The sequence below is a fragment of the Rhizobium sp. Root1220 genome (assembly GCF_001426265.1).
Taxonomy (GTDB): Bacteria; Pseudomonadota; Alphaproteobacteria; order Rhizobiales; family Rhizobiaceae; genus Rhizobium.
Window position 1 is genome coordinate 1 of record NZ_LMDG01000009.1, and the last position, 23,750, is coordinate 23,750.

A 23,750-nucleotide genomic window follows, 5' to 3' on the forward strand; every position below is an offset into this window, starting at 1 on the left:
GATCGCTGCCGTCAGAGACGTCTTGCCGTGGTCAACGTGGCCGATCGTGCCGATGTTAACGTGCGGCTTGTTGCGCTCAAACTTACTCTTTGCCATTTCGGCTCTCCATTCTTGCTAGTCCCCGAGGGACTTAATTCTTGTTATCGGTCAATTGGTATTCCGGTCACTTCTGACCGGAATACTTTGCCTGGATCTCGGTCGCGACGTTCGACGGGACCGGCGAGTAGTGATCGAAGGTCATCGTGTACTGAGCGCGGCCCTGCGACATGGAGCGCAGGTTGTCGACATACTTGAACATGTTTGCCAGCGGAACGTTCGCGTTGATGACAACAGCGATACCGCGGCTTTCCTGGCCCTGGATCTGACCACGACGCGAGTTCAAGTCACCGATAACGTCACCGACGTAATCTTCGGGCGTCACGACCTCGACCTTCATCATCGGCTCGAGGAGCTGAGCGCCGGCCTTCTTGGCTGCTTCGCGGAAGCAGGCACGCGAAGCGATTTCGAACGCCAGAACCGACGAGTCAACGTCGTGGAAGGCACCGTCGATGAGCGTCGCCTTGACGCCGAGCATCGGGAATCCAGCCAACGGACCGGACGACAGAACGCTTTCGATACCCTTCTGAACGCCCGGGATGTATTCCTTCGGAATAGAACCACCAACGATCTTGGATTCGAACTTGAAGTCGTCGCCTTCTTCATTCGGTTCGAAGACGATCTTGACGCGCGCGAACTGACCGGTACCACCGGACTGCTTCTTGTGCGTGTAGTCTTCTTCGTGCTTCTTCGTAATGGTTTCGCGGTAGGCAACCTGCGGCGCGCCGACAGTTGCTTCGACCTTGAATTCGCGACGCATGCGGTCAACCAGGATATCGAGGTGAAGCTCACCCATGCCTGCAATGATCGTCTGGCCAGATTCCTGGTCGGTCTTTACGCGGAACGACGGATCTTCAGCGGCCAGACGGTTGAGCGCGAGGCCCATCTTTTCCTGGTCGCCCTTGGTCTTCGGCTCGATCGCGATCTGGATGACCGGCTCGGGGAATTCCATGCGCTCGAGGATAACCGGCTTCAGCGGATCGCAGAGCGTATCGCCAGTGGTGGTTTCCTTGAGGCCTGCGAGAGCAACGATGTCGCCGGCAAAGGCCTCTTCGATGTCTTCACGCGAATTGGAGTGCATCTGAAGCATACGACCGACGCGCTCGCGCTTGTCCTTGACCGTGTTGATGACAGATGTGCCCTTCTCGAGCTTGCCCGAGTAGATGCGTGCGAAGGTGAGCGAACCGACGAAGGGGTCGTTCATGATCTTGAATGCCAGCATGGACAACGGTTCGCTGTCGTCGGCATGACGTTCGATTTCGGCTTCGGTCTTGAAGTCGATGCCCTTGATGGCAGGAATGTCCATCGGCGAAGGCAGGTAATCGCAGACGGCGTCGAGCAGAGGCTGGACGCCCTTGTTCTTGAAAGCCGTGCCGCAGAACATCGGATGGAACTTGACATCGATCGTACCGCGGCGAACGAGCGCACGGATCTGATCGTTGTCAGGCAGAACGCCTTCGAGGTAGGCTTCAGTCGCGGCTTCGTCGATCTCGACAACGGTCTCGATCAGCTTTTCGCGATATTCCTCTGCCTTGGCCTTCATGTCATCGGGGATCTCGACGACGTCCCACTGAGCGCCGAGCGATTCGTCGCGCCAGATGAGCGCGTTCATCTCGATCAGATCGATGACACCCTTGAATTCGGTTTCCGCACCGATCGGCAGCTGCATGACAACAGCCGTGGCGCCGAGACGGGTCTTGATCATCTCAACCGAGCGGTAGAAGTCCGCGCCGGTCTTGTCCATCTTGTTGCAGAAAATCATCCGCGGAACGTTGTACTTCTCAGCCTGGCGCCAGACGGTTTCCGTCTGCGGCTCTACACCGGCGTTGGCATCGAGAAGAGCGATCGCACCGTCGAGAACGCGCAGCGAACGTTCGACTTCAATGGTGAAGTCGACGTGGCCGGGGGTGTCGATGATGTTGAAGCGGCGGGTCTTGCCGTCGCGGCCCTTCCAGTAGGTCGTGGTCGCAGCGGAAGTGATCGTGATCCCACGCTCCTGCTCCTGCTCCATCCAGTCCATCGTGGCTGCGCCATCGTGCACTTCGCCGATCTTGTGCGACTTGCCGGTGTAATAAAGGATACGCTCCGTCGTCGTCGTCTTGCCGGCGTCGATGTGCGCCATGATACCGAAATTCCGGTAGTCTTCGATTTTATATTCGCGAGCCATGATGGACTGCCTTTCGATACCGTTCGGGATTACCAGCGATAGTGCGAGAACGCACGGTTGGCATCAGCCATCTTGTGCGTGTCTTCGCGCTTCTTCACGGCGCTGCCACGGTTGTTGGATGCATCGAGAAGCTCGCCCGAAAGGCGATCGACCATAGTCGTTTCGTTGCGCTTGCGAGCAGCAGCGATCAGCCAGCGAATTGCGAGTGCCTGACGGCGCTCCGGGCGAACGTCGACCGGAACCTGGTAGGTGGCACCACCGACGCGGCGCGAACGGACTTCGACGTGCGGGGCAATGTTGTCCAGCGCGGAATGGAACACGACAAGCGGTTCCTGCTTGGACTTACCTTGCACGGAGTCAAACGCACCGTAGACGATGCTTTCAGCGACGGACTTCTTGCCGTCGAGCATGATGGCATTCATGAACTTGGTGACGATGAGATCGCCGAACTTCGGGTCCGGGTTGATCTCGCGCTTTTCTGCTCTGTGACGTCTGGACATAACTTCTCGTCTCTTAATCGTTAAGGCGCTTTATCACGCGGAGGACCTCACGCAGCGCCGGATTTTCCAAAACCGAATTACTTCGGACGCTTTGCACCATACTTGGAGCGGCGCTGCTTGCGGTTCTTGACACCCTGGGTATCGAGAACGCCGCGGATGATGTGGTAACGAACGCCTGGCAAGTCCTTTACGCGGCCGCCACGGATCATGACGACAGAGTGTTCCTGAAGGTTGTGACCTTCGCCGGGAATGTAGCCGATGACTTCGAAGCCATTGGTCAGGCGGATCTTGGCAACCTTACGCAGAGCCGAGTTCGGCTTCTTCGGGGTCGTCGTGTAGACGCGGGTGCAAACACCACGCTTCTGCGGGTTTTCCTGCAGTGCAGGAACCTTGTTACGCTTTACGTTCGGCTGGCGCGGCTTGCGGATCAGCTGGTTTACGGTAGGCATTCAACCATCCCTTACGTTTGTATCTCAGACCCTTGCGGGCGTAATTCACGCCGTCTCCGGCAAGATCACACGCTTGTATCAATGCGCAAAACGTGGCCCGATCCGCTTTCGCAGATGGACCACAGAGAGCAGAGGACGCAAAAGAAATGCGTCATGCGTGCAGGCAACATATCTTCAACGTGCGTTTCGAACCTTGTTTGAGGTGATCTCCTGAGCGTGTCGCCCAGAATGGCCATGCCTCACATGGGTTCCGATGGCGCGGGTACTACTGGTTTCCCGCCGTCCCGTCAAGGCTGTTAAGAAATAATCTTCGCCGGAACGGCCTGAAACGCGGCCTTTCGGCCTGCTTTTGGGGTCCTTGAACAAATTCGCCGGCGGCAGGCAAGATAAACTTGGGCATTGTGGCGAAAGCGGCTAAGGAATCACAGATTGCAGACGCCGTGCTGCTGGAACAGATTCAAATCTCGAATCGAAGGACGAATGATGATTACTACCCCCGACAACGACAACAACACGGAAGGCCCGATGGTTTTCATCATCATCGGTAAGGGATACGAAACCGATGGCAGCGACGCCGTTGACCTTCATATCATGCTGAAAGCCGCCGACGACGACAGTGCCGTGCGCGAAGCGCTCAACGCACTGGCCGAGGAAGGCTTCATCGAGGCCGATCTCGACCAGATCGGGATGCTGACCGAGATCCCGGAGGAGGAGCCGCATGCCTCGGCCTATCAGGGTGCCGTCGACGGCGAAGTTGCGATCATTCGCTTCAGCTGAGTCCATCGATGAAGCCGGATGCCTTGAAGGTTCTGATCTATGCAACCTGGCGCGACCGGCTTCTTGTTTTCGACGAGCCCGACTTTCCTCACGTCCAGTGGCAGGTGCCGGGCGGCACTGTCGAGGACAGCGAGGATGTGGCTGACGCCGCCAGCCGCGAGTTTCAGGAAGAAACGGGCCTAACGCCGCCGGCTCCCCTCACCCAGCTCGCCGTTCACGACTATCACTTTTCATTGAAGAGCGGCGATACCGTCTTTCACCGCCGTCACTATTTTCACATCGGCCTCGACGGCAATCAGTCAACGGGCTGGCTTCACCAAGAGCTCACCCCCTTCGGCGGTGGCGCGCCTGTCCTGTTTCGTTTCTTCTGGATCAGCCTTGCAGAGGCGAAAGTGAGGCTCGGCTATGGCATGGAGGAGTGCTTGCCGCTGATCGGATGAGGATTTTTTGCCGCCGGCAGTACAGACCCCTACCCCGTAAAATCAGCTGAAACAAAAAACCGCCCGGATCGCTCCGGGCGGCTTTCAATTTCAGACCGTGTGCCGATTATTCGGCAGCTGGTGCGGTCTCGCTTGCGAGATCCTGAAGCATCGGGGTTGCAACATCTGCACCCGTGCCCTTGCGGCGCTCTTCCAGGATCATCTCGTCGCGCGACGTGGCGATACGGCGGATCTGGGTCATGGTGCCACCAGTACCGGCCGGGATAAGGCGGCCGACGATGACGTTCTCCTTCAGACCCTGCAGGCCATCGGTCTTGCCAGCGATCGCAGCTTCCGTCAGCACCTTCGTCGTTTCCTGGAAGGAAGCGGCGGAGATGAAGGACGGCGTCTGCAGCGATGCCTTGGTGATGCCGAGCAGAACCGGATCGCCGTAGGCAGGCTTCTTGCCCTGTTCGATCAGGCCGTCGTTGACGTCCTCGAGCTCGATACGGTCGACGTTGTCGCCAACGATATAGGTCGAGTCGCCTGCATCGGTGATTTCCACCTTCTGCAGCATCTGACGGACAATCACTTCGATGTGCTTGTCGTTGATGACAACGCCCTGCAGGCGGTAGACTTCCTGGATTTCGTTGACCAGGTACGAAGCGAGTGCTTCGACGCCCTTGATCGCCAGGATGTCGTGCGGAGCCGGGTTACCGTCGAGGATGTAGTCACCCTTTTCGATGTAGTCGCCTTCCTGAAGGTGGAAGGGCTTGCCCTTCGGGATCAGGTATTCGACAGGCTCGACACCGTCTTCAGCCGGCTCGATGATGACGCGACGCTTGTTCTTGTAGTCGCGGCCGAGGCGGATCGTACCATCGATCTCAGCGATGATGGCGTGGTCCTTCGGACGGCGAGCTTCGAACAGTTCGGCAACACGCGGCAGACCACCGGTGATGTCCTTGGTCTTGGCGCTTTCCAGTGGCGAACGTGCAAGCACGTCACCCTGAGAAACCTTCTGACCAGGCTCGACCGAGAGGATCGCATCAACCGACAGCTGGAAGCGTGCATCGGCACCGCGCGGCAGCTTCATGACGTTGCCGCTGGCATCCTTGACGACGATTGCCGGCTTGAGGTCCGAACCGCGCGGGGTCGAACGCCAGTCGATAACCTGACGCTTGGTGATGCCCGTGGATTCGTCGGTTGCTTCGAGCACCGAGAGACCGTCGACAACGTCTTCGAACTGAACGGTACCGGCTACTTCCGTCATCATCGGACGTGTGTAGGGGTCCCACTCGGCCAGACGCTGACCGCGCTTGACCTTGTCGCCTTCGTCGACGTGCAGCTTCGAACCGTAAGCGACGCGCTGCGAGGAGCGTTCGACACCGCGCTCGTCCAGGATCTGGACGGTCATGTTGCGGCCCATGGCGACGAGAACGCCGTCCGAGTTACGCAGCATGTTGCGGTTCTTCATCTGCACCGTACCTTCGTACGACGCTTCGAGGAACGACTGGTCGACCACGGTTGCCGTACCACCAAGGTGGAACGTACGCATGGTGAGCTGGGTGCCCGGTTCACCGATCGACTGAGCCGCGATGACGCCGACTGCTTCGCCCATGTTGACTGGCGTACCGCGAGCAAGGTCGCGGCCGTAGCAAACTGAGCAAACGCCGGTCTGGACTTCGCAGGTCAGTGCCGAACGGATACGGATCGACTGGATACCAGCCTTTTCGATCTCGATGACATCGGGCTCGAGGATCATCTTGCCGGCATCGACGATACGCTCGCCCGTGACCGGATGATCGATATCGTCGAGAGCCGTACGGCCGAGAATACGGACGCCGATGGAAGCAACAACCTGACCGGCATCGACGATGGCAGTCATGGTGAGGCCCTTGTCGGTGCCGCAATCGACCAGGTTGACGATGCAATCCTGTGCGACGTCAACGAGACGACGTGTCAGGTAACCGGAGTTGGCCGTCTTCAAGGCGGTGTCCGCCAGACCCTTACGAGCACCGTGCGTCGAGTTGAAGTACTCGTTGACGGTCAGGCCTTCCTTGAAGTTCGACGTGATCGGCGTTTCGATGATTTCGCCCGACGGCTTGGCCATGAGGCCGCGCATGCCGCCCAGCTGGCGCATCTGGTTCGGAGAACCACGAGCGCCCGAGTGCGACATCATATAGATGGCGTTCATCGGCTTCTGGCGGCCGGTTGCCGGATCGAACTCGACAGCCTTAATGCGGGCCATCATGTCTTCAGCGACCTTCTCGGTGGCCTTGCCCCACGCGTCGACGACCTTGTTGTACTTTTCGCCCTGGGTGATCAGGCCGTCATTGTACTGCTGCTCGTATTCCTTAACCAGGTTTTCGGTGTCACCGACAATTTTCGCCTTGGTTTCCGGAATGACCATGTCGTCCTTGCCGAACGAAATGCCGGCGCGGCAAGCATGGCCGAAGCCGAGCTGCATGATGCGGTCGCAGAAAATGACCGTGTCCTTCTGGCCGCAATGACGGTAGACCGCGTCGATCATCTTGGAGATGTTCTTCTTGGTCATTTCCTGGTTGCAGACGTCGAAGGTCACCTTGCCGTTCTTCGGCAGGAGTTCACCGATGAGAAGGCGTCCAGGCGTCGTCTCATAGATCTTCGAGTAGGGCTTGCCTTCCTCGTCGACCGACTTGAAGCGGCCGCGGATCTTGGTGTGCAGCGTGACAGTCTTGGTCTCGAGCGCATGATGCAGTTCACCGAGGTCGGAGAAGGCCATGCCTTCGCCCGGCTCGTTCTGGTTCATGATCGAGAGGTAGTACAGGCCGAGAACCATGTCCTGAGACGGAACGATGATCGGTGCACCGTTTGCAGGGTGCAGGATGTTGTTCGTCGACATCATCAGAACGCGTGCTTCGAGCTGGGCTTCCAGCGAGAGCGGCACGTGAACAGCCATCTGGTCACCGTCGAAGTCGGCGTTGAAGGCCGTGCAGACGAGCGGGTGCAGCTGGATCGCCTTGCCTTCGACCAGGGTAGGTTCGAAGGCCTGGATACCCAGGCGGTGCAGCGTCGGTGCGCGGTTCAAGAGAACCGGATGCTCGCGGATGACCTCGTCGAGGATATCCCAGACTTCCGGCTTTTCCTTTTCGACCAACTTCTTGGCCTGCTTGACGGTCGAGGAATAACCCTTGGCGTCGAGGCGGGCATAGATGAACGGCTTGAACAGTTCGAGCGCCATCTTCTTCGGAAGACCGCATTGATGAAGCTTCAGTTCCGGACCGGTCACGATGACCGAACGGCCGGAGTAGTCGACGCGCTTGCCGAGCAGGTTCTGACGGAAGCGGCCCTGCTTGCCCTTGAGCATGTCGGACAGCGACTTCAGAGGACGCTTGTTGGCGCCGGTGATGACGCGGCCGCGGCGGCCGTTGTCGAACAGGGCGTCAACGGATTCCTGCAGCATGCGCTTTTCGTTGCGGATAATGATACCCGGCGCACGAAGCTCGATCAGGCGCTTCAGACGGTTGTTACGGTTGATGACGCGGCGGTACAGATCGTTCAGATCCGACGTCGCGAAACGACCGCCATCGAGCGGAACCAGCGGACGCAGGTCCGGCGGGATGACCGGGACGACCTTCATGATCATCCATTCCGGACGGTTGCCGGACTCCATGAAGTTCTCAACGATCTTCAGGCGCTTCATCAGCTTCTTCTGCTTGAGATCCGACGTGGTGTCAGCCAGATCCGAGCGCAGGTCGCCGGCAATCTTCTCAAGGTTCATCGATGCCAGCATCTCGAAGATGGCTTCGGCGCCTATCATGGCAGTGAACTGGTCTTCACCGTATTCGTCGACGGCCAGCATGTACTCCTCTTCCGAAAGAAGCTGATGCTCCTTCAGGGCGGTGAGGCCTGGCTCGGTAACGATGTAGTTTTCGAAGTAGAGAACGCGCTCTACGTCCTTCAGCGTCATGTCGAGCAGCGTCGAGATGCGGCTCGGCAGGGACTTCAGGAACCAGATGTGGGCAACGGGAGCGGCGAGCTCGATATGACCCATACGCTCACGACGAACGCGCGACAGCGTGACTTCAACGCCGCACTTTTCGCAGATGATGCCCTTGTACTTCATGCGCTTGTACTTGCCGCACAGGCACTCGTAATCCTTGATCGGTCCGAAGATGCGCGCGCAGAAAAGACCATCGCGTTCAGGCTTGAACGTACGATAGTTGATCGTTTCCGGCTTCTTGATCTCACCATAAGACCAGGAGAGAATCTTCTCCGGAGACGCAATCGAAATCCGGATGGAATCGAAATTCTGCGCAGGCACCTGCGGATTGAAAAGATTCATGACCTCTTGGTTCATGCCTGTCTCCTTCATGGGCTTAGCGCCCTCAATTGCGATGGTCAGCGGCAATTCCCGGGCGCCGCGCCATAGCGAAAAACGACAATAACCGCAGAATGCGGCGAAATCGTCCCTGCCCGGCCGACACGAAATGGGGCCAAGCGGGAACGGTGCGCGCTGCAGGACAGCGCGCACCCTATCGGTGATTACTCGGCGGCGTCCGGCAACTGGCCGGCCTGCTGCTCGTCAATCTTGGAGTTCTCCAACTCGACGCTAAGACCCAGCGAGCGCATTTCCTTGACGAGAACGTTGAAGCTTTCCGGAATACCGGCTTCGAACGTATCGTCGCCACGAACAATGGCTTCGTAGACCTTGGTACGGCCGGCGACGTCGTCCGATTTCACCGTCAGCATTTCCTGCAGCGTGTAGGCTGCACCGTATGCTTCCAGAGCCCAGACTTCCATTTCGCCGAAACGCTGACCGCCGAACTGCGCCTTGCCACCGAGCGGCTGCTGGGTGACGAGCGAGTAAGGACCGATCGAACGGGCGTGGATCTTGTCGTCGACCAAGTGGTTCAGCTTCAACATGTAGATGTAGCCAACGGTCACCTGGCGGTCGAACTGTTCGCCGGTACGACCGTCGTACAGTGTCGACTGGCCGCTTTCCTTGAGACCAGCGAGAGCCAGCATGTCGTTGACGTCACCTTCATGCGCACCGTCAAAGACAGGCGTCGCAATCGAAACGCCACGCTTCCACTGGTCAGCCAGACGAAGAACAGAGTCATCGTCGAAGTCCTTGACCTGTTCGGCCTTCGGACCGTCGCCGACAACGTCGCCGATCGTCTTGCGCAGCGGCTCGATGTTGCCGTTGGCCTTGTACGCTTCGATCAGTTCGCCGATCTGGCGGCCCATGCCGGCGCAAGCCCAGCCCAGGTGCGTTTCGAGGATCTGACCGACGTTCATGCGCGATGGCACGCCCAGCGGGTTCAAGACGACGTCGACGTGCGTGCCGTCTTCGAGGAACGGCATGTCTTCGACCGGAACGATACGTGAAACAACGCCCTTGTTGCCGTGACGGCCGGCCATCTTGTCGCCTGGCTGGATCTTGCGCTTTACGGCGACAAAGACCTTGACCATCTTCATGACGCCCGGAGGCATTTCGTCGCCGCGCTGGACCTTTTCGACCTTGTCCATGAAGCGCTGTTCAAGGCGCGACTTGGATTCGTCGTACTGACCACGAAGCGCTTCCAGTTCGGACTGAACCTTCTCGTCTTCGACGGCGAACATCCACCATTGCGAACGCGGATACTCGGAAACGACGGCGTTCGACAGCTCGGCGCCCTTCTTGAAGCCCTTCGGGCCTGCGATGGACGACTGGCCACGGAGCATCTCGATCAGACGGCCGTAGACGTTACGGTCGAGGATTGCCTGCTCGTCGTCGCGGTCCTTTGCAAGACGCTCGATCTCTTCGCGCTCGATCGCCATGGCGCGTTCGTCTTTTTCAACACCGTGGCGGTTGAAGACACGGACTTCGACGATCGTGCCGTAGGTGCCCGGAGGCATGCGCATGGATGTGTCGCGAACGTCGGAAGCCTTTTCACCGAAGATGGCGCGCAGAAGCTTTTCTTCCGGCGTCATCGGGCTTTCGCCCTTCGGCGTGATCTTTCCGACGAGGATGTCGCCAGGAGCAACTTCCGCACCGATATAGACGATACCGGCTTCGTCGAGGTTCTTCAGCGCTTCTTCCGAGACGTTCGGAATGTCACGCGTGATTTCTTCCGGACCAAGCTTGGTATCACGCGCCATCACTTCGAATTCTTCGATGTGGATGGAGGTGAACACGTCGTCGGCAACGATACGCTCGGAGAGCAGGATCGAGTCTTCGTAGTTGTAACCGTTCCACGGCATGAACGCGACGAGCGCGTTGCGGCCGAGTGCGAGATCGCCCAGATCCGTCGACGGGCCGTCGGCGAGAATGTCGCCGCGGTTGACTTCGTCACCGACGGTGACTAGCGGACGCTGGTTGACGCAGGTGTTCTGGTTCGAACGCTGGAACTTCTGCAGACGGTAGATATCGACGCCGGACTTGCCGGCTTCGAGGTCTTCCGTTGCACGGATAACGATACGCGTCGCATCGACCTGGTCGACCACACCGCCGCGGCGGGCGCCGATAGCAGCGCCGGAGTCGCGGGCAACGACCGGCTCCATGCCGGTACCGACGAACGGAGCTTCAGCACGCAGCAGCGGAACGGCCTGACGCTGCATGTTCGAGCCCATGAGCGCGCGGTTTGCGTCGTCGTTTTCCAGGAACGGGATGAGAGCGGCTGCGACCGAAACGACCTGCTTCGGCGAAACGTCCATCAGGTTCATGCTGTCGCGCGGAGCGAGCATAACTTCGCCAGCGTGACGGCAAACGACGAATTCGTCGGTGAACGAACCGTCAGCACCGAGCTCGGCGTTGGCCTGCGCGACGTAGTACTTCGCCTCTTCCATTGCGGAGAGATAAAGAACGTCGCTCGTCACCTTGCCATCGACGATGCGGCGGTACGGGCTCTCGATGAAACCGTACTTGTTGACGCGCGCAAAGGTCGCCAGCGAGTTGATCAGACCAATGTTCGGGCCTTCAGGTGTTTCGATCGGGCAAATACGGCCGTAGTGGGTCGGATGAACGTCGCGGACTTCGAAGCCAGCGCGCTCGCGGGTCAGACCACCCGGACCAAGTGCCGAAAGACGACGCTTGTGGGTAATTTCCGAGAGCGGATTCACCTGGTCCATGAACTGCGACAGCTGCGAGGAGCCGAAGAATTCGCGGACGGCAGCAGCCGCCGGCTTGGCGTTGATCAGGTCCTGCGGCATGACAGTGTCGATTTCGATCGAGGACATACGTTCCTTGATCGCACGCTCCATGCGGAGCAAACCGAGACGGTACTGATTTTCCATCAGTTCGCCGACAGAGCGAACGCGACGGTTGCCGAGGTTGTCGATGTCGTCGATCTCGCCCTTGCCGTCGCGCAGTTCTACCAACATCTTGACCACGGCCAGGATGTCGTCCTTGCGCAGGACACGAACGGTGTCTTCGACATCGAGGTCGAGGCGCATGTTCATCTTGACGCGGCCGACGGCCGAGAGGTCGTAACGCTCGGCATCGAAGAACAGCGAGTTGAACATCGCTTCAGCCGAATCCATTGTCGGCGGTTCACCCGGGCGCATGACGCGATAGATATCGAACAGAGCGTCCTGGCGGTTCTCGTTCTTGTCTGCGTTCAGGGTGTTGCGGATGTAAGCGCCCACATTGATGTGGTCGATGCCGAGAACCGGAATCTCTTCGAAGCCGTGGGACAGGATGACCGGCAGGGTCTTCTCGTCGATCTCGTCGCCTGCCTCGAGGTAGATTTCGCCTGTCGAGTAGTTGACGATGTCTTCGGCCAGGAAGTTGCCATACAGGTCTTCGTCGGATGCCTTCAGGGCCTTGAGGCCCTTGTCGGAGAGTTGGCGAAGCAGACGCGGGGTCAGCTTCTTGCCGCCTTCGACAACGACTTCGCCGGTGTCGGCGTCAACCATATCGGTGATCGTCTTCGCGCCCTTGAGGGTCTCGGGCGTGAACGGAATCCGCCAACCCTTGCCATCACGAACGTAGTCGGACTTGGTGTAGAAGGTCGACAGGATTTCTTCGCCATCCATGCCGAGCGCCATCAGTAGCGACGTTACCGGCAACTTGCGGCGGCGGTCGATACGGGCGTAGACGATGTCCTTGGCGTCGAATTCGATATCGAGCCAGGAACCGCGGTAAGGGATGACGCGGGCAGCGAAGAGCAGCTTGCCGGAAGAATGGCTCTTGCCCTTGTCGTGGTCAAAGAAAACGCCCGGCGAACGGTGCATCTGAGACACGATAACGCGCTCGGTGCCGTTGACGATGAACGTACCGTTGTTGGTCATGAGCGGCATGTCGCCCATGTAAACCGACTGTTCCTTGATGTCCTTGATGGACTTCGCACCCGTATCTTCGTCGATATCGAACACGATCAGACGGAGAGTCACCTTCAGCGGCGCGGCATAGGTCAGGTCGCGCTGGCGGCATTCATCGACGTCGAACTTTGGCGGCTCGAACTCGTAGGACACGAATTCCAGCATGGAAGCGCCGGAAAAATCCGTGATCGGAAATACGGACTTGAAAACGGACTGAAGGCCCTCGTCAGGGCGACCGCCCTTGGGCTCTTCAACCATCAGGAATTGATCATAGGATGCCTTCTGAACCTCGATGAGGTTTGGCATCTCTGCGACTTCTGGAATCTTACCGAAAAACTTGCGTACGCGCCTACGACCATTGAACGAAAGGGTCTGAGCCATCGTCGCTCCTTCAAAATTGCATCCGGGCCTGCAACGGACGGGAACCGATGGCCAGTCGACCCCGTCAACACAATGTGAACTTCAAACTCGTCTCACTTCCCGAAACCACGAGGCCGGATTGCCTACGCGTCTCGGTTCGAGACCATCCTCTTGAAGAACCCATTACCCAAAAGCCGTTTTCACGTGGCTTTTGGGTAATTTGTTCCGGAAACGGCAAATGGGAGGCGGGAAACCCGCCTCCCAGATGTATTTCAAGCTTACTTAACGTCGGCCTTGGCGCCAGCGTCTTCAAGCTTCTTCTTGATGTCAGCAGCTTCAGCCTTGGAAACAGCTTCCTTGACAGCCTTAGGAGCGGCTTCAACGAGGTCCTTAGCTTCCTTCAGGCCGAGGCCTGTGATCGCGCGGACTTCCTTGATGACGTTGATCTTGTTAGCGCCAGCTTCGACGAGGATAACGTCGAACTCGGTCTTTTCTTCTTCAACGACAGCAGCAGCAGCACCGCCGCCAGCAGCAGCAACGGCTACCGGTGCAGCAGCAGATACGCCCCACTTTTCTTCGAGAAGCTTGGACAGTTCTGCGGCTTCCAGAACGGTCAGCGCGGAGAGGTCGTCAACGATCTTTACGAGATCAGCCATGTTATCAGTTCCTTTTGTTCGGTTCGAACCGGTTGTTTATAAACAGCAAAAAACCGCCTTATGCGGCTTCGTCCTTCTTGGCGTAAGCCGAAAACACGCGAGCAAGCTGGCTTGCCGGTGCTGCAACAACGCCTGCGATGCGGGTAGCTGGCGTCTGGATCATGCCCAGCAGCTTCGCGCGCAGTTCGTCCAACGAAGGCAGGGTCGCGAGCGACTTGACTGCATCGGCGTTGAGCGTGGTTGTTCCCATGGCGCCGCCGAGGACAACGATCTTATCGTTGGTCTTGGCGAAATCCACGACGACTTTCGGAGCGGTGATCGGGTCATTGCTGTAAGCAATGAGCGTCTGACCGTTGAAGAGATTAGAAATCCCTTCCGCTTCCGTACCCTGAAGGGCGATCTTGGCCAGGCGGTTCTTCGCGACTTTGACGGTACCGCCAGCAGCACGCATCTTTGAACGGAAGTCGTTCATCTGCGCGACTGTAGCACCAGCATAGTGGGCCACGACGACTGAGCCCGAAGCCTTGAAGACTTCGTTCAGTTCCGTGACGAATTCGCGTTTTTCCGCTCTTTCCACTGCCTATCTCCAGTAGATGGGACCGTAAACGGACCCATCGGGTTGCCTTTGCCTCTTGGGATCAGAAGAGAACCCAAGCGACGCTTGAGGATCCTGTCCCCTCGCGCTCCGCGCCAGTTAAGGCTGAGAGGCACAAGGCATCCTAGGCTCGAACCAAATTCATCGAAGCAGAGCTTCATGCAATTCGGGTCTTACCCGTCTCATGCAGGCATCGTGATTAAGGGAAAACCACCTGCAATCTCGGACAGGATTCCGGATTTCTCCGGAATATTCCGGCCCCTTGCGAGGCCGGAATTCGTGAACCGGGCCGAAGCCCGGCAAAATTTGTTACGCCGTAACCGAAGCGAGTTCGATCTTGACGCCTGGGCCCATGGTCGAAGAGATCGCTACGCGCTTGACGTAGTTGCCCTTTGCACCAGCCGGCTTTGCCTTGATGACTGCGTCGGCGAAAGCCTTGATGTTTTCTTCAAGAGCCTTGGCATCGAACGAAGCCTTGCCGATGCCAGCGTGAACAATACCGGCCTTCTCGACGCGGAACTCGACAGCGCCACCCTTGGAAGCCTTGACGGCACCAGCGACATCCATCGTAACCGTTCCGACCTTCGGGTTTGGCATCATGCCACGCGGGCCGAGAACCTTACCGAGGCGACCGACCAGCGGCATCATATCAGGCGTTGCGATGCAACGATCGAAGTCGATCTTGCCGCCCTGAACGATTTCAACGAGTTCTTCGGCGCCGACGATGTCCGCACCAGCAGCCTTGGCTTCATCAGCCTTGGCGCCACGTGCGAAGACAGCAACGCGAACGTCGCGGCCAGTGCCGTTCGGCAGGTTGACCACGCCGCGGACCATCTGGTCTGCGTGACGCGGATCGACGCCGAGGTTCATCGAAACTTCGATGGTCTCGTCGAACTTGGCGACAGCCCGTTCCTTGACCATGCCGATAGCAAGGTTCAGATCGTAGAGCTTCGTAGGATCAACACCTTCGTTGATCTTCTTAGTGCGCTTGCCTGCCATGGTCTTATCCTACCACTTCCAGGCCCATGGCGCGGGCAGAGCCCTCGATCATCGCCATTGCACCTTCGATATCAGCTGCGTTCAGGTCCTTCATCTTGGCTTCGGCGATCGACTTGATCTGAGCCTTGGTGAGCTTACCTGCGGTTGCGCCCTTACCAGGCGTCTTCGAACCGGACGAGATCTTCGCTTCCTTCTTCAGCCAGTAGCTGACCGGAGGCTGCTTCATCGCGAAGGTGAAGGACTTGTCCTGGTAATAGGTAATGACGACCGGGATCGGCATACCCTTTTCCATTTCCTGCGTAGCGGCGTTGAACGCCTTGCAGAATTCCATGATGTTAATGCCACGCTGACCAAGCGCCGGGCCGATTGGCGGGGACGGGTTTGCCGATCCTGCCTTGACCTGAAGCTTGAGCTGGCCTGCAACTTTCTTAGCCATATCTCTCTGCCTTTCACTGATGACCGGTTGCCCGGTCCGTATGCCGGATCGCTCCAGCGGCTGCGGTTGCGTGGTGCGGCTCGCAGGTCCGGCTAAGCCCCCTCGCCTTCCACGCGCTAGCGGAAAATGTCCGCTAGAGGATCAGCCAAGGCCGACCCCCATTCGAAAAATCAAACCTTCTCGACCTGAGCGTATTCCAGCTCAACCGGCGTCGCGCGACCAAAGATCGAAACTTCCACCTTCAGGCGCGAACGCTCTTCGTCGACATCCTGGACCGTACCATTAAAGGAGGCGAACGGACCGTCAGAAACGCGAACCTGCTCGCCGATCTCGAAGCTGACAGAAGCCTTCGGCCGCTCGACACCTTCCTGGACCTGGCCGAGAATGCGCTCGGCTTCATAATCCGGAATCGGAACAGGCTTATTGTCGGAGCCGAGAAAGCCGGTAACCTTCGGCGTGTTCTTGATCAGATGATAGGCTTCATCCGTCAGGTTGGCGCGAACGAGGACATAACCCGGAAAGAACTTGCGCTCGGAATCGACCTTGCGACCGCGGCGAACCTCGACGACCTTCTCAGTCGGGACAAGAATCCTTTCAAAAAGGTGCTCCAGCCCCTTCTGCCTGGCCTTGTTTTCGATGTCTTCCGCGACCTTCTTTTCAAAATTAGAATACGCGTGGACGATGTACCAACGTGCCGCCATGTTACTTCTCCGCCCGATCAATTGCCAAAGTTGAGCACAAAGCCCAATAGCCAGCCGATCAGCTGGTCCGCGGCAAAAAAGAACAGCGCGGCGAAAACCACCATAACAAGCACCATGACCGTCGAGATCATCGTCTCACGGCGCGACGGCCAGGTAACTTTAGACGTCTCCGTGCGGACCTGCTGGAGAAACGTAAACGGATTGGATTTGGATGCCATCGACTGCCCACGCAATTACGGCGCGTAAAGCTGAACATATCAGCCCCACGCACCGCGTGTCTGTTGAACCCTACATAAACGCCGATTCCCAATTAAACAAGAGGGGAACCGAAGTTTAACGAAATTAGCCATTCGTCGCCTCCCGGCTCAAACGCTGCGACTTAGCGCGCTGTCCGTCCGAAGATGATGGCAGGGGCAGAGGGGCTCGAACCCACGACCTGCGGTTTTGGAGACCGCCGCTCTACCAGCTGAGCTATACCCCTTTACGCTTTACATTCAGCTCCTTGACCCAAAGGGTTCGAAGCACCACTGCAAGCATGGCGCACCCTTTAAGGCTGCCACGCAGGATTGGCAAGTGCGTTTTTCGTTTTTTCCAATCCTGCGTGGCGTTGAATGGGTCGATCAGACCTTCACGTACTTCCGCCAGTCATGCTCCTCCTTGAAACCAAGGACGTCGCGGATCTTGCGGTTCGAGAGCAGGCCCTCATATTCGCCGGTGTCGCGCGTGAAGGGCACGCTCGGGAAGAACCGCCGAGCGAGCTCCATCGAGGGTGTGTTGGCGGATACCGTGTCATTGGCGGCGTTGAAAACCTGATAGCCCAACCCGTCCTTCTGGATGCAGAGATGGCAGATCTGGCCCAGGTCGCGGGCATCGATATAGCTCCAGGCGATGCGTTTGCGCATTTCCGGATTCGCGAAGAACGTCGGGAACTTCTCATATTCATGCGGTTCGATGACATTGCCGATGCGTAGCGCGTATATGTCGGCGCCAGTTCGCTCCGCAAAGGCGCGGGCGGTCTTTTCGTTGACGACCTTGGAGAGACCGTAAGAATCCATCGGGTTGACGTCGTAGTCTTCCTCCAATGGGAACTGATGGAAGTCGCGATGGCCTTCGGCGAAACAGACCCCGTAGGTGGTTTCACTTGAGGCGACGATGATCTTGCGGATGCCGAGCTTCGCCGCCGCTTCTATGACATTGTACGTGCCCATCGTATTGATACGGAAGGTCTCGTTGTCAGACTTGATCAGAATGCGCGGGACGGCCGCGAAGTGCACGACCGCATCGAAAGGCTGGACGCCCTTGCCTGCTTCCAGATCAGGAAAATCGCGGTGCATGGATAGCGCATTGAAGACCTGGCCGCTGTCGGTGATATCGGCAATCAGATTGGTGACGCCTGGGCTGTCGAGCGGCACGAGATCGATATTGTGGACCTCGTAGCCGGCGTTGACGAGCCACGGCACGGCATGACGCCCCGCCTTGCCCGAACCGCCCGTGAAAAGAATGCGCTTCTTCATCGAAAATCCTCCACCCGTGAAATCGGAAGGATAGATAACGGCTTTGCAATCAAGCGCAAGGCCGCTGGTGGAATCGCGGCCTCACCATTGAGTGACCCGGTTCGCATTCCTGCGCGACAAAGAAAAGGCCCGCTGTTTCCAGCGGGCCCGCTTGACGTCTCGCAACACCCACGTTGCGAAATCCTTCAGTCGACGTCGTCCAAGACAGCATCCGGTTTGCCGCTGATGCGGTGTGCAAGGGCTGCTTCCATGAACTCGTTGAGCTCCCCGTCGAGCACATCATCTGGTGCGGTGCTGGTAACACCGGTGCGAAGGTCCTTGACGAGCTGATACGGCTGCAGGACATACGACCGGATCTGGTGACCCCAGCCGATATCCGACTTCGAGGCCGCTTCGGCGCTCGCGGCGTCTTCGCGCTTCTTCAGCTCGGCCTCGTACATGCGGGCACGCAACATGTCCCAGGCCTTGGCGCGATTCTTGTGCTGTGAGCGTTCCTGCTGGCACTGCACTACGATACCGGAGGGAATATGGGTGATACGCACTGCGGAGTCAGTCGTGTTGACGTGCTGGCCACCGGCGCCCGATGAGCGGTAGGTGTCGATGCGGCAGTCGCCTTCGTTGATGTCGATCTGAATCGAATCATCGATGACCGGATAGACCCAGATGGACGAGAACGATGTGTGACGGCGCGCGTTGCTGTCATAGGGCGATATACGCACTAGGCGGTGAACGCCCGACTCCGTCTTCATCCAGCCATAGGCATTGTGACCCTTAACGAGAAGAGTGGCGGACTTGATGCCAGCTTCTTCGCCGTCATGAACTTCAAGCAGTTCGACTTTGTAGCGTTGGCGTTCGGCCCAGCGGGTGTACATGCGCAGAAGCATGTTGGCCCAGTCCTGGCTTTCCGTGCCGCCGGCGCCTGAGTGAACTTCGATGTAGGTATCGTTGCTGTCGGCCTCGCCTGAAAGCATGGCTTCGACTTGCTGGCGTGCGGCTTCGGTCCTGAGGGCTTTCAGCGCGTCTTCGGCTTCCTTGACAATGCCTTCGTCGCCCTCTTCCTCGCCCATTTCGATGAGTTCGATATTGTCGTTCAGCTGCTGCTCGAAGCGCTTCACGCCATTGATGCCATCATCGAGTTGCTGGCGCTCGCGCATCAGCTTCTGCGCTTCCGCCGCATCGTTCCAGAGGTTGGGATCCTCTGACTTGTTATTCAACCAGTCCAGTCGTCTTACCGCCTGGTCCCAGTCAAAGATGCCTCCTCAGCAGGGTGATAGCCTGCTTGGTTTCATCGACTACGTTCTGGATTTCCGCTCGCATTTTCCCGCTTCTCTGCGTTGCTTTGAAAGGTGCCCGTCAAATAGTTGCGGCGGCCGCGGATGTAAAGAGCCGCAGCCGCCACCAGTATTTGCGCAAAGGCTTAGTAGAGACCGCCGGACCCCGACTGGACCGCCTGGTTCGCCTGGGGCGAGGTCTTCAGAATCTCCTCGGGCGCCATGGTGTTGTCCATGCCGATAACGGAGAAGCTGTCAGCCGGGCCGGTACCGGGCTTGAAGGCCTCGATGATGGTGCTCGGGTCACCCTGGGCAGCGGCCATACCGGTCTTGCGATCGATCGGAATGAGATTCATGCCGGCCGGAATGACGAATTTAGATGCCGGCATATCCTTTACGGCTGCCTGCATGAATTCGTTGAATACCGGCGCCGACAATGAGCCGCCGGTGCCCCCGCGTCCAAGCGTCGAGGGCGAATCGAAGCCGATGTAGAGGCCAGCAACGAGATCCGGAGTAAAGCCCACGAACCACGCGTCCTTTTCGTCGTTGGTGGTCCCCGTCTTGCCAGCGACATCACGGTCGCCAAGCAAGACCTTGCCGGCAGCGGTGCCACGCTGGACCACACCCTGCAGCATCGAGGTGATCTGGTAGGAGGTCATGGGATCGAGAACGGTCTCGCGATTGTCGACCACATTCGGTTCTTCCTGGTTCTGCCAATCGCTGGCATTGCAGCCTTCGCAGACACGTTCCTCATGCTTGAAGATCGTTTTGCCATAGCGGTCCTGAATTCTGTCGATGAGGGTCGGCTTGATCTGCTTGCCGCCGTTGGCAATGACCGAATACGCCGAAACCATCCGCAGAACAGTCGTCTCGCCGGAGCCGAGCGACATCGCTAGAACAGGCATCATGTGATCATAGATGCCGAAGCGCTCGGCATACTCGGCCACGACGTTCATGCCAAGGTCGTTGGCAAGCCGAACGGTCATGCGGTTGCGCGAATGCTCGATGGCAAAGCGCAGCGTATTGGCGCCCCCGCCCTCACCCTCGTAGTTGTCTGGTGCCCATACCTGGCCGTTGCCGGTCTGAATCTGCAGCGGATCGTCGCTGACCACCGACGCCGGGGTGTAGCCGTTGTCCATCGCGGCGGCATAGACGAAGGGCTTGAAGGACGAACCGGGCTGGCGCATCGCCTGCGTGGCGCGATTGAATTCGGATTGAGCGTAGGAGAAGCCGCCGACCATCGCCAGCACGCGGCCGGTCTTCGGATCCATGGCGACCAAACCACCCTCGACCTTCGGTGGCTGGCGAAGGCGGTAAGAGGTCGAGTTCTCTCCGTCGAGCGGCTCGACGTAAACAACATCCCCTGGAGCAAGCACGCCTTGCGGCGATTTTGCAGTCTTGCGGCCGGCGGAGGAGCGGTAGGCCCACTGCATGTTCTTGGCCGCTATGACGCCACGTTCGCGCTCGGCCGGAACCTTGCCCGCGCCGTCTTTGTCAGGCTGCAATCCGATGTCGACGCTGTCGTCGGCAACGGCCAGCACGACCGCGAGACGCCATTCGGGCACATCGGTAAGCGCCGGAATATCGGCGAGCGTCTTACCCCAGTCGGCGGTCGTATCAATCTGCTTCAACGGCCCATGGAAACCTCGACGCTCGTCATAGGTTATCAGGCCATCTTGCAGCGCCTTTCGCGCGAACACCTGCATTTGCGGATCGAAGGATGTGCGGACGGAGAGACCACCTTCGTAAAGTGCCTTTTCTCCATACTGGTCTATCAGCTGGCGGCGGACAGCCTCGGCGAAATAACCGGAAGCAAACAGTGACGGGCCGCTGTTGCGACCAGTCACACCGAGTGGCTGCTGCTTCGCCTCCGCACCGTCCGCCTGGCTGACATAGCCGTTCTCCACCATGCGATCGACAACCCAGTTGCGACGCTCGAGCGCGGCTTCGGGGTGGCGGAAAGGATGGTAATTGGCGGGGCCTTTCGGAAGCGAGGCAAGATAGGCCGCTTCGGCAACGGTCAATTCAGTAACGGACTTGTTGAAGTAGGTAAGTGCTGCACTGGCAATGCCATAGGAGTTGAGTCCGAAGAAAATCTCGTTGAGATACAGTTCGAGAATCTTGTCCTTGCTGTAGGCCTGCTCGATGCGGAAGGACAGGATCGCTTCCTTGATCTTGCGGTCGATGGTCTGATCCGACGTCAGGAGGAAGTTCTTCGCAACCTGCTGGGTGATCGTCGATGCCCCGACCGGGCGGCGGCCCGAGCCGAAATTCTGCAAATTGACCAGGATGGCACGACCGAGACCGGTCAGATCGACGCCCGGATGATTGTAAAAATTCTTGTCCTCGGCAGAGAGAAAGGCGGCCTTCACGCGGTCGGGGATCGCCTGAATTGGTAGGAAGAGACGACGCTCCTTCGCATACTCGGCCATCAGGGCGCCGTTGCCGGCATGAACGCGCGTCGTGACCGGTGGCGCATAGCTGCTCAGGACCGCGTAGTCGGGGAGATCCTTCGCGACGTTGGATAGGTACACGGCAACGACCGCGGCCACGCCCAAAAACAGGACGCAAGCCACTCCGAAGAAATATCCAAGAAGTCTGATCATATCTTAAGCTACCGGTATCTCAATCATCGATCGGCGCGAGCACAACAATCGCATGGATCGGGGCATTTTGCACGTTGCGCGACTTACTCCATGAGCGTTGCCGCCACAAGACGTTTCCGTTTCGTCTGTCGAAACATAGCGGCGAGTAACGGCGCGAATGTGGGAAAAATAGGGCCCGCGCGCGCTATTCCCACGATATAGTGACGTTACCCGCGCGAGTGTCACATCTGCGCCACGCCGTCGGTCAGCCCCCATTCGCCAACATTGCCGTGCGGTAGCGCTTTACCGCCTCGGTCAGAAGGTCCGCCATCCTGCCGCGCCATTGGTTGTCGAGCAGCAACTTCTCGTCCTCCCTGTTGGAGAGAAAGCCCAGTTCCAGCAGGATCGACGGCACGTCCGGAGCCTGAAGAACGCGAAAGCCTGCGTGGCGGTGTGGATTGTTGATGGTCCCCACCTGGTCCTTGAACGAGCCCAGTACGCTTTCGGCGAGGGATATGGAAAATGCCTGCGTCTCCCGCCGTGTCAAATCGAGCAGGATATCAGCGACTTCCGGTGGCTCGGTCGCGGCCTCCTTGCCAGCGATCTGGTCGGAAAGATTCTCGCGGTCAGCAAGATCGGCAGCGAGCTTGTCCGATGCCCTGTCGGAAATCGTGTAGACGGTCGCCCCGCGGATATCCTTCTGCCTCAGCGTGTCGGCATGCATCGAGATGAAGAGACCTGCGCGGTTTTGCCGGGCGATCTCCACTCTTTCGGAAAGGGACAGGAACGAATCGTCCTTGCGCGTCAGAAAGGCCTTGATACCGGCCTCGCGGTTCAGGCGATCGACAAGCGCATTGGCGAAAGCCAGCGTTACGTCCTTTTCCTGGGTCTTCGTGTCGATGCCGATCGCGCCTGTGTCGATCCCGCCGTGACCGGCGTCGACGGCAATGATGAAGTCTCGATCAGACAGCTTCTCCGGGGAAGGAATGGCGTTGGTCGCCTGCTGCGCCCTTGCCGCATCGTTCCAGGTCTGCGCCTTGACCAGTTCCGCAAACTGATCCGTGTCGGTCATCTCCGCATCGAGAACGAGACGATGCCCCTTGCCGCCCTCGTCAGCCTGCACCTTGGCAAGTTGCATCTTCACCGGCTTCGTCGTCGTCAAAACAATACGGGCACTGTCCTCGTCCATCGTGCCGTAGCGAATGTCCTTGAAAAGCCCCCTCGCCTCGAGATCCTTGGCCGGAAAGCCGAACGCCGTCGCGGGAAGATCGATGACGATGCGCTCCGGATTGGCGATGTAGTGAATGGAAAAGGTCGGGGCGCGATCGAAGTCGATAACAATCCGCGTACGTGCATCGTCGCCGACGATCCGGGCACCATAGGCCAATAGAGTGTCTCGTTTCGCCGCAGCGACCGCACGCGATGCCTCGGGAACAACGAAGGCGATTACCATCGCCGCGGCAAGGAAAGCGGTCGCAAACCTCTTCCTTCTCCACGCGGATGTCACCATGATAGGCAGTCCACTCTCAGACAATCGCCCGCCACATCCTATACATTGCCCCTGACTGCTCCCTCGCGGCTAACGCGTACACCTGCGGATAGGCCGGGCGTCCACCGCCAGCCGAATCGGCATATCTCAGCCCCGATTTTCTATGCGTTTCAAAATCCATCAATATTATGGCACATTTGGCTTTTCCCTTGCTATTGTGACAGAGAAAACATACAAGGATTTTCAGGGTAGAAGTACTGACGGGATAGAGTCGCCGACACGGCAGCCAAACCGAGAAGGACCTGGCGCCACAACCGGCAATCGTCCGCCGTCGTATGTGTTTCAACTCGAAAATGGATCCTGAATTTTCCGGCGTATGCGGAAGCTTCATCGGTGGATATCCACCAAATGCTCTTTAACAAGAGAGCAAACTCATCGGACCTTAACACGGTC

At 58.4% G+C, this 23,750-nt stretch carries 18 protein-coding genes and 1 tRNA gene; 2 read left to right on the forward strand and 17 right to left on the reverse strand.

Annotated features, from left to right (window positions below):
• The 4 genes from ASC90_RS27895 to rpsL all read right to left on the reverse strand — a co-directional run.
• Window positions 1-96 (reverse strand): GTP-binding protein (locus ASC90_RS27895; RefSeq protein WP_133624442.1); only part of this gene is annotated, 96 nt, incomplete at its 3' end.
• Window positions 97-163: 67 nt separating this feature from the next.
• Window positions 164-2,263, reverse strand: a complete 2,100-nt coding sequence (gene fusA / locus ASC90_RS08325; protein ID WP_056538156.1) for an elongation factor G — start codon at window positions 2,261-2,263, stop codon at window positions 164-166.
• Window positions 2,264-2,292: 29 nt separating this feature from the next.
• Window positions 2,293-2,763, reverse strand: a complete 471-nt coding sequence (gene rpsG, locus ASC90_RS08330) for a 30S ribosomal protein S7 (RefSeq protein WP_056538158.1) — start codon at window positions 2,761-2,763, stop codon at window positions 2,293-2,295.
• A gap of 77 nt (window positions 2,764-2,840) precedes the next feature.
• Complete coding sequence (rpsL, locus tag ASC90_RS08335) at window positions 2,841-3,212, reverse strand: 30S ribosomal protein S12 (RefSeq protein ID WP_018902683.1); 372 nt, start codon at window positions 3,210-3,212, stop codon at window positions 2,841-2,843.
• A 483-nt stretch (window positions 3,213-3,695) separates the two neighbouring features.
• Here rpsL and ASC90_RS08340 point away from each other — a divergent pair, with 483 nt between their 5' ends.
• On the forward strand, window positions 3,696-3,989 hold the full coding sequence (locus ASC90_RS08340; protein WP_056538380.1) for a hypothetical protein: 294 nt from the start codon (window positions 3,696-3,698) through the stop codon (window positions 3,987-3,989).
• A gap of 8 nt (window positions 3,990-3,997) precedes the next feature.
• Window positions 3,998-4,429 carry an NUDIX hydrolase gene (locus ASC90_RS08345; protein WP_056538162.1) on the forward strand — a complete coding sequence of 144 codons (432 nt, stop codon included), beginning with the start codon at window positions 3,998-4,000 and terminating at the stop codon, window positions 4,427-4,429.
• Window positions 4,430-4,535: 106 nt separating this feature from the next.
• On the opposite strand, the gene rpoC is transcribed toward ASC90_RS08345, so the two are convergent.
• The 13 genes from rpoC to ASC90_RS08410 form a co-directional block, all read right to left on the reverse strand.
• Window positions 4,536-8,747 (reverse strand): DNA-directed RNA polymerase subunit beta', encoded by a 4,212-nt coding sequence (rpoC, locus tag ASC90_RS08350; RefSeq protein WP_056538165.1) that lies wholly within the window; start codon window positions 8,745-8,747, stop codon window positions 4,536-4,538.
• 185 nt (window positions 8,748-8,932) lie between these two features.
• A complete protein-coding gene (gene rpoB / locus ASC90_RS08355) occupies window positions 8,933-13,072 on the reverse strand; it encodes a DNA-directed RNA polymerase subunit beta (RefSeq protein WP_056538168.1) in 4,140 nt (1,379 codons plus the stop codon).
• 257 nt (window positions 13,073-13,329) lie between these two features.
• Window positions 13,330-13,707: a 50S ribosomal protein L7/L12 gene (gene rplL, locus ASC90_RS08360; protein WP_056538171.1), complete on the reverse strand. Its 378-nt coding sequence runs from the start codon at window positions 13,705-13,707 to the stop codon at window positions 13,330-13,332.
• A 58-nt stretch (window positions 13,708-13,765) separates the two neighbouring features.
• Window positions 13,766-14,284, reverse strand: coding sequence for a 50S ribosomal protein L10 (gene rplJ, locus ASC90_RS08365; RefSeq protein WP_056538174.1), 519 nt, complete (start codon window positions 14,282-14,284; stop codon window positions 13,766-13,768).
• A 327-nt stretch (window positions 14,285-14,611) separates the two neighbouring features.
• Window positions 14,612-15,301: a 50S ribosomal protein L1 gene (rplA, locus tag ASC90_RS08370; RefSeq protein WP_056538176.1), complete on the reverse strand. Its 690-nt coding sequence runs from the start codon at window positions 15,299-15,301 to the stop codon at window positions 14,612-14,614.
• Window positions 15,302-15,305: 4 nt separating this feature from the next.
• A complete protein-coding gene (rplK, locus tag ASC90_RS08375) occupies window positions 15,306-15,737 on the reverse strand; it encodes a 50S ribosomal protein L11 (RefSeq protein ID WP_056538179.1) in 432 nt (143 codons plus the stop codon).
• Between the two features lie 170 nt (window positions 15,738-15,907).
• Window positions 15,908-16,438 (reverse strand): transcription termination/antitermination protein NusG, encoded by a 531-nt coding sequence (gene nusG, locus ASC90_RS08380; protein WP_056538182.1) that lies wholly within the window; start codon window positions 16,436-16,438, stop codon window positions 15,908-15,910.
• A 17-nt stretch (window positions 16,439-16,455) separates the two neighbouring features.
• The gene (gene secE / locus ASC90_RS08385) at window positions 16,456-16,656 is read right to left on the reverse strand and encodes a preprotein translocase subunit SecE (protein WP_056538184.1); all 201 of its coding nucleotides are present in this window, start codon (window positions 16,654-16,656) and stop codon (window positions 16,456-16,458) included.
• A 187-nt stretch (window positions 16,657-16,843) separates the two neighbouring features.
• A tRNA-Trp gene (locus ASC90_RS08390) sits at window positions 16,844-16,919 on the reverse strand.
• A gap of 139 nt (window positions 16,920-17,058) precedes the next feature.
• Window positions 17,059-17,952, reverse strand: coding sequence for an NAD(P)-dependent oxidoreductase (locus ASC90_RS08395; RefSeq protein ID WP_056538187.1), 894 nt, complete (start codon window positions 17,950-17,952; stop codon window positions 17,059-17,061).
• Between the two features lie 185 nt (window positions 17,953-18,137).
• Window positions 18,138-19,269, reverse strand: a protein-coding gene (prfB, locus tag ASC90_RS08400) for a peptide chain release factor 2 (protein ID WP_156392881.1) whose coding sequence is annotated in 2 segments (ribosomal slippage) — window positions 18,138-19,199 and window positions 19,201-19,269 — 1,131 coding nt in all. Because the reading frame shifts where the segments join, the coding sequence is not laid out codon by codon here.
• Window positions 19,270-19,369: 100 nt separating this feature from the next.
• Window positions 19,370-21,829, reverse strand: a complete 2,460-nt coding sequence (locus ASC90_RS08405; protein ID WP_056538193.1) for a penicillin-binding protein 1A — start codon at window positions 21,827-21,829, stop codon at window positions 19,370-19,372.
• A 244-nt stretch (window positions 21,830-22,073) separates the two neighbouring features.
• The gene (locus tag ASC90_RS08410) at window positions 22,074-23,318 is read right to left on the reverse strand and encodes an N-acetylmuramoyl-L-alanine amidase (protein ID WP_056538196.1); all 1,245 of its coding nucleotides are present in this window, start codon (window positions 23,316-23,318) and stop codon (window positions 22,074-22,076) included.
• Window positions 23,319-23,750: the final 432 nt, after the last annotated feature.

Bases quoted from the DNA above. Each gene is read 5' to 3' on its own strand.
- rplL (WP_056538171.1), bottom strand. From the start codon at position 13,707: ATGGCTGATCTCGTAAAGATCGTTGACGACCTCTCCGCGCTGACCGTT.
- nusG (WP_056538182.1), bottom strand. From the start codon at position 16,438: ATGGCGGCACGTTGGTACATCGTCCACGCGTATTCTAATTTTGAAAAG.
- fusA (WP_056538156.1), bottom strand. From the start codon at position 2,263: ATGGCTCGCGAATATAAAATCGAAGACTACCGGAATTTCGGTATCATG.
- secE (WP_056538184.1), bottom strand. From the start codon at position 16,656: ATGGCATCCAAATCCAATCCGTTTACGTTTCTCCAGCAGGTCCGCACG.
- ASC90_RS08345 (WP_056538162.1), top strand. From the start codon at position 3,998: ATGAAGCCGGATGCCTTGAAGGTTCTGATCTATGCAACCTGGCGCGAC.
- rpoC (WP_056538165.1), bottom strand. From the start codon at position 8,747: ATGAACCAAGAGGTCATGAATCTTTTCAATCCGCAGGTGCCTGCGCAG.
- ASC90_RS08410 (WP_056538196.1), bottom strand. From the start codon at position 23,318: ATGGTGACATCCGCGTGGAGAAGGAAGAGGTTTGCGACCGCTTTCCTT.
- rpsL (WP_018902683.1), bottom strand. From the start codon at position 3,212: ATGCCTACCGTAAACCAGCTGATCCGCAAGCCGCGCCAGCCGAACGTA.
- ASC90_RS08340 (WP_056538380.1), top strand. From the start codon at position 3,696: ATGATTACTACCCCCGACAACGACAACAACACGGAAGGCCCGATGGTT.
- rplA (WP_056538176.1), bottom strand. From the start codon at position 15,301: ATGGCAGGCAAGCGCACTAAGAAGATCAACGAAGGTGTTGATCCTACG.
- ASC90_RS08395 (WP_056538187.1), bottom strand. From the start codon at position 17,952: ATGAAGAAGCGCATTCTTTTCACGGGCGGTTCGGGCAAGGCGGGGCGT.
- rplK (WP_056538179.1), bottom strand. From the start codon at position 15,737: ATGGCTAAGAAAGTTGCAGGCCAGCTCAAGCTTCAGGTCAAGGCAGGA.
- rpoB (WP_056538168.1), bottom strand. From the start codon at position 13,072: ATGGCTCAGACCCTTTCGTTCAATGGTCGTAGGCGCGTACGCAAGTTT.
- rpsG (WP_056538158.1), bottom strand. From the start codon at position 2,763: ATGTCCAGACGTCACAGAGCAGAAAAGCGCGAGATCAACCCGGACCCG.
- ASC90_RS08405 (WP_056538193.1), bottom strand. From the start codon at position 21,829: ATGATCAGACTTCTTGGATATTTCTTCGGAGTGGCTTGCGTCCTGTTT.